The organism is Acinetobacter sp. GWC1_38_13 (assembly GCF_001767535.1).
Lineage (GTDB): Bacteria > Pseudomonadota > Gammaproteobacteria > Pseudomonadales > Moraxellaceae > Acinetobacter > Acinetobacter junii.
Genome location: NZ_MELG01000009.1, coordinates 14,874 through 20,603, shown reverse-complemented (window position 1 = coordinate 20,603; position 5,730 = coordinate 14,874). Strand labels below are relative to the sequence as shown.

Here is a 5,730-nt window from a genome sequence, read left to right as displayed (position 1 = left end):
CTTTTTTCATCGGGACATTCTCTCAAGAAAAGTGGTCTCCGACAAACCCGGTACGGTTCAGCACTCGCATTAAGAAAGTCAAAATTATTTATCCGATGTAAATCCAAGCATAAAAAAAGAGCCTTTCAAAAAGGCTCTTTTTTTTATATCTCAATCTGACTACCAATTTCGACAACACGATTCGTAGGGATTTGATAAAAATCGCTAATAGGACTTGTATTCTTTTGCATCGTAGCGAATAAATGTTTTCTCCATGTAGTTAACTTATTATCCGCTTTGTAGATCAATCTTTCGCGTGACACAAAGAAACTGATTTCCATCAGATTATATTCAAAATTAATTTTATTGAAAATTTTCTCTAAGACCATAGGTACATTCGGCTGCTCTTTAAAACCATAATTGATTTGTATCCGATAAAAGCCTTTCTCTAAAACTTCGAACTCATATCTCAGTTCATCTTGCACGTATGGGATATCCGAAACTTGCACCGTTACCAACATATTTTTGTCATGAAGAATCTTGTTGTGCTTGAGATTATGCAACAACGCATGTGGTACTACAGATGGAGAACCTGTCAAAAACACAGCAATACCAGATACCTTATTCATATCTGTGCCTAGATATTTAATAAAGGTTTCTAACTGCAACGTATCGCTTTGGAGTTTTTCCTGCAATTGAACCCGCCCTTTCTTCCATGTCATCATCAATGTAAAGACAAAGACAGCGATAAGCACAGGCACCCATCCACCAATAAAGAACTTAAGTAGATTCGAGCCTAACAGCACTAAATCAATAAAAATGAATGGTACAGCGAATAAAACCAGTTTCCACGTTTTCCATTTCCAGTAGCTATAAGCAAGAAATGCAACCAAAAGCGTATCGCAGAACATGGTAATCGTTACAGCAAGACCATAAGCACCTGCTAAATTACTACTTGTTTTAAAGAGTAAAACTAGGAATAAAATTGAAATATATAGAATCCAATTGAGTAAAGGAATGTAAATTTGACCCACTTCAGACGCTGAGGTATGTAGTACATTCAGACGAGGTAAATAACCCAATTGAATCGCTTGTTTCGCCATCGAAAAAACACCACTAATCAATGCCTGTGATGCGATTACAGCTGCTGCGGTCGCAATAAGAATCATTGGATAGAGGAAAAAGGATGGTACAAGTAAATAAAATGGATTGGTAATCGCTGTAGGATCTCTTAGCAATAAAGCACCTTGACCTGCATAATTCAACATAAGACAAGGCAAAACAACGAGGAACCAACCAAGGCGTATCGGAAGAACACCAAAATGCCCCATATCAGCATAAAGCGCTTCACCACCTGTGACGGTCAAAACGACAGCGCCCATCACAAAAAATGAAATATACGGATTGGTGATAATAAATTGCAATGCCCAATGTGGACTTAAGAAAGCCAAAATCGTTGGGCTTTGAATAATACTCACAAACCCAATCGCACCAATAGACAAAAACCAAAGCAGTGTAATTGGGCCAAAAAACTTACCCATTACGGCAGTTCCATGTTTTTGTACAAGAAACAATGCCGTCAGAATGCCGATACTGATCGGTAATATAAATTTATCAAATGCTGGAGCCGCAACAGAAAGTCCTTCCACAGCCGATAACACAGATATTGCGGGTGTAATAATGCCATCACCAAAGAATAATGAAGCGCCAATAAAACCTAAAGCTGTAATCAGAATTTTTGTTCGATTAGAAAGACCTGGCTGACGTAAATTCAAGGCAAGTAATGCCATGATTCCACCTTCGCCATTGTTATCTGCTCGCATTATCACCATCACATATTTAAGAGAGACGATCAACATGATGGTCCAGAAAATAAGCGATAAGATTCCTAAAATATTAATTTCATTGATTGGCATTCCATGTGTTGCATGAAAGCTTTCTTTAAGTGCATAAAGTGGGCTAGTTCCAATATCGCCAAAGACTACACCAAGTGCAGCTAAAGTCAGTATGGGTACACTAGCTTTCTCTACCGTCTGATTTTGCATGTTGTAAAAAAACACTTCTAAAAGTTAAAGTGATACTAGCACTCAATCTATCACTCACTAAATAATTTATTTATAAGCCAGTTAAATATCTAATATTTAATTAAATAATTGCTTATTCAAATTAAATCACTCTACCTTTGAGTTAATTAAAATAGCGCCAATAAACACGCTCGCATTCCTTCAAAAAAACTCCACTTGAGAAGAATTATCAGTTATTATTTGGGCAAGAATTATTCCTGTGAATTGACCATGAATGCTCATACCTTAACGTTGGCCAATGTCTTAACGATTCAAAAGCTTAGCAAAAAATTCGGTGAGCGTTTTGCTGTAAATCAAGCATCATGGTCTGCTCAAAGTGGTCAGATTATTTGCCTATTGGGACATTCAGGTTGCGGTAAGACAACCATGCTACGTCTGATCGCAGGTCTAGAGACTCCTACTGAGGGTTCTATTCAGCTAGAAAGAAAAGTTCTATGGGACCCATATCAACAAGTTCAAGCTGAAGAACGCAATATCGGTTTTGTATTTCAAGACTATGCTCTCTTTCCACATTTAAGCGTGTTGGAAAATGTGATGTTTGGATTGAAAAAAATCCCGAAGCACGAGCGTCAATCTATTGCTGAAAATGCGTTAAAGCATGTCTCTATGTCGCATCATATTCATAGCTATCCACATACTTTATCTGGTGGTGAACAACAGCGTGTCGCTTTAGCTCGTGCGCTCGCGCCTAAACCACATGTCTTACTTATGGATGAACCATTTTCGAATTTGGATCATCGTTTACGTGATCAAATTCGACAAAGTACTATTGAGATTTTAAAACAGACTTCAACCACAACTATCATTGTGACTCATGATCCTGAAGAAGCACTTCAAATTGCTGATCAGATTATTTTGATGCATCAGGGTAAAATCATTCAAAGTGGTACGCCTAAGCAGCTTTACTTCCAACCGAAAACACTTTTTGCAGCACGTTATTTTTCCGATTTGAATGAAATAAAAACCCAAATACAAGATCAACAACTGCATACGATTTTTGGAAATATTGATATTCCAAAACATTTGACGAGTAGTAACGAGATTCGTTGCTATTTTAGACCCCATCAATTACGTGTTAATCGGATAAAAACTGAAAATAGTCTAGCTGCTAAAATTATTTCGTCGAACTTCTTAGGCTATTCACAACTACTTAAATTAAAAATCGAGGCAGAAGATAAAGTGTTAAGTGCTTATGTTGAATATTCTCAACATTACGACCAAACAGACACCATCTACCTATCGTTAGATTTATCTCAGTGTTTCTTTTATGAATCCAATGATTCAATCGAAATCCATCAATCATCCACTTAACTGGTATTTATTATTCAAGTTTCTTCTTTTTAGGGATCAAAAATGAACCAACGAATAAAACTTCATGCGCTTTCGGTTAGTCTTATCGCACTCAGCAGTGGTTGGGTAAATGCCGCTGAGGTCAATCTCTATACCACACGCGAACCTGTGTTAATTCAACCACTATTAGATGAGTTCAATCAAAAAACAGGTATTAAAGTAAACACTGTTTTTATCAAAGATGGAATGCTGGAACGTGTTAAAACTGAAGGTCGCCGCTCACCTGCAGACGTCATGCTGACAGTTGATTTCGGTAATTTGGTTGATTTGGTTGAAAATGGTTTAACTCAACGAGTGAACTCTAAAGTTTTAAATACCGCGATTCCAGGTAACTTACGTGCAGCCAATGGTCATTGGTATGCGCTATCTATGCGTGCTCGTGCAGTATATGTTTCTAAAGAACGTACACCACTAAAAGCCATCAGTTATGAAGATCTCGCAAATCCAAAATGGAAAGGCAAGATTTGTATCCGCTCTGGCAGCCATCCTTATAACACATGGTTAATTGCATCCTATATTGCTCATCACGGCGAAAAAGCAACTGAGCAATGGTTACGTGGCATCAAAGCAAATTTAGCACGCCCAGCGAGTGGTGGCGATCGTGATGTTGCACGCGATATTCTCGGTAAAATTTGTGATATCGGCGTTGCAAATACCTACTACGTAGGAACAATGCGTAATGGTGATGCTGAGCAACAACGTTGGGGCAATGCAATTAATGTTGTATTACCTCGCTTTAAAAATGGTGGAACGCATATTAATGTATCAGGTGCAGCTGTGGCAAAATATGCACCAAACCGTAAAGAAGCAGTTCAATTATTGGAATTCTTATCTTCAGATCATGCACAAGCAATCTATGCACAAAGTGGTTATGAGTATCCAGTAAAACCTGGTGTGAAGATTGATCCAATTATCGCAAGTTTCGGAAAGTTAAATATTGATAACGTCCGTCTGAGTGAAATTGCAAAATATCGTAAAGCAGCAAATCTGTTAGTCGATAAAGTTCAATTTAATCACTAAGTGATTTTATGGGCAGGTCATCCATTTTGTTTTGACCTGTCCAATCAAACTTCTTAAACCTGCTCTTCAATAGTTTCTTAATCTCTAATGACCAAAAATAAGCATCACTTTAATTTATTTACATCGCTCAGTGGGGTATTAACCTTACTTGCTTGCTTGCCTGTTATTGCATTGGTTTTAACAGCAATTCAGGGTAATAGTGATATTTTTGGGCATCTGATTCAGTATGTTCTGCCTCCTACTTTGGTTGATACCAGTATTTTATTATTTGGTGTTGGTCTACTCACGATTTTAATCGGGACTGGTAGCGCATGGTTAGTAACCGCATATCAGTTTAGAGGTCGAGCTTTTTTAGATTGGGCACTACTGCTTCCCCTTGCAATACCAACATATATCATCGCTTATAGCTATATCGATATTTTGCATCCTATCGGCCCACTACAAAGCTTTCTAGCAGCTAACTTTGGTTGGGAATCTCAACCTGCTTGGTTTCCGAATATTCGCTCTGTTTGGGGCTGTATTTTTCTATTAAGTTTTGTCTTATATCCTTATGTCTATTTAAGCACACGTGCAATGTTTCTCATGCAATCAGCTAGCTTGATTGAAGTTGCACGCAGTTTAGGGCTCAACCCGAACCAAGTTTTTTTTCGAGTCGCGATTCCTTTAGCTCGCCCAGCAATCGCTGTGGGGGCTAGTTTAGCTTTGATGGAAACCATCAATGACATCGGTGCAACCGAGTTTTTAGGCGTCAAAACTCTAACTTTATCGATCTATTCAACATGGACAAATCAATCCGATCTCGCTAGTGCTGCACAAATCGCGATTTTCATGTTGATCATTATTACTTTATTGGTTGTTATTGAAAGACTGGGTAGACGCAAACAACGCTATATGAACTCTGCTCAACGTAGTCGATTGATGCCAGCACAACAACTCAGTGGCACAAAAGCTGGTTTATGTTTAATACTTGGATTGATTCCTATCAGCATTGGTTTCCTCATTCCGTTCATCCATTTATTGGTGGAATCTTATAAGCGTTTCAAGTATGCAGGTTTTTCAGACTATTTATTACAAGCATCAATCAACACTTTATTTTTAGCTACAGTTGCTACTGTGATCACAATTGCAATCGGATTTTTTATTGTCAGTGCGGCACGCTTTAGCCAAATTACATGGTTTAGCCGAATTGCCAGTTTAGGTTATGCAATACCTGGAACTGTGTTGGCCATTGGTCTTATGTTATCACTTGGAAAAATTGATCATGCGGTAGCTGATTTTCTTGAATTTAAGTTAGGAA

4 protein-coding genes are annotated in these 5,730 nt (G+C 38.0%); 3 read left to right on the top strand and 1 reads right to left on the bottom strand.

The features are described 5' to 3' along the window. Positions 1-143 precede the first annotated feature (143 nt). Positions 144-2,024, bottom strand: coding sequence for a potassium transporter Kup (locus tag A2003_RS00950; RefSeq protein ID WP_112986777.1), 1,881 nt, complete (start codon positions 2,022-2,024; stop codon positions 144-146). A 249-nt stretch (positions 2,025-2,273) separates the two neighbouring features. Between A2003_RS00950 and A2003_RS00945 the strand changes: the two genes are divergently transcribed. The 3 genes from A2003_RS00945 to A2003_RS00935 form a co-directional block, all read left to right on the top strand. After that, on the top strand, positions 2,274-3,374 hold the full coding sequence (locus tag A2003_RS00945) for an ABC transporter ATP-binding protein (RefSeq protein ID WP_112986776.1): 1,101 nt from the start codon (positions 2,274-2,276) through the stop codon (positions 3,372-3,374). Between the two features lie 42 nt (positions 3,375-3,416). Beyond that, positions 3,417-4,433, top strand: a complete 1,017-nt coding sequence (locus A2003_RS00940) for an extracellular solute-binding protein (protein ID WP_004677245.1) — start codon at positions 3,417-3,419, stop codon at positions 4,431-4,433. 87 nt (positions 4,434-4,520) lie between these two features. Then, positions 4,521-5,730, top strand: a 1,210-nt coding sequence (locus tag A2003_RS00935; protein WP_286686704.1) for an ABC transporter permease, incomplete at its 3' end; no start/stop codon positions are given.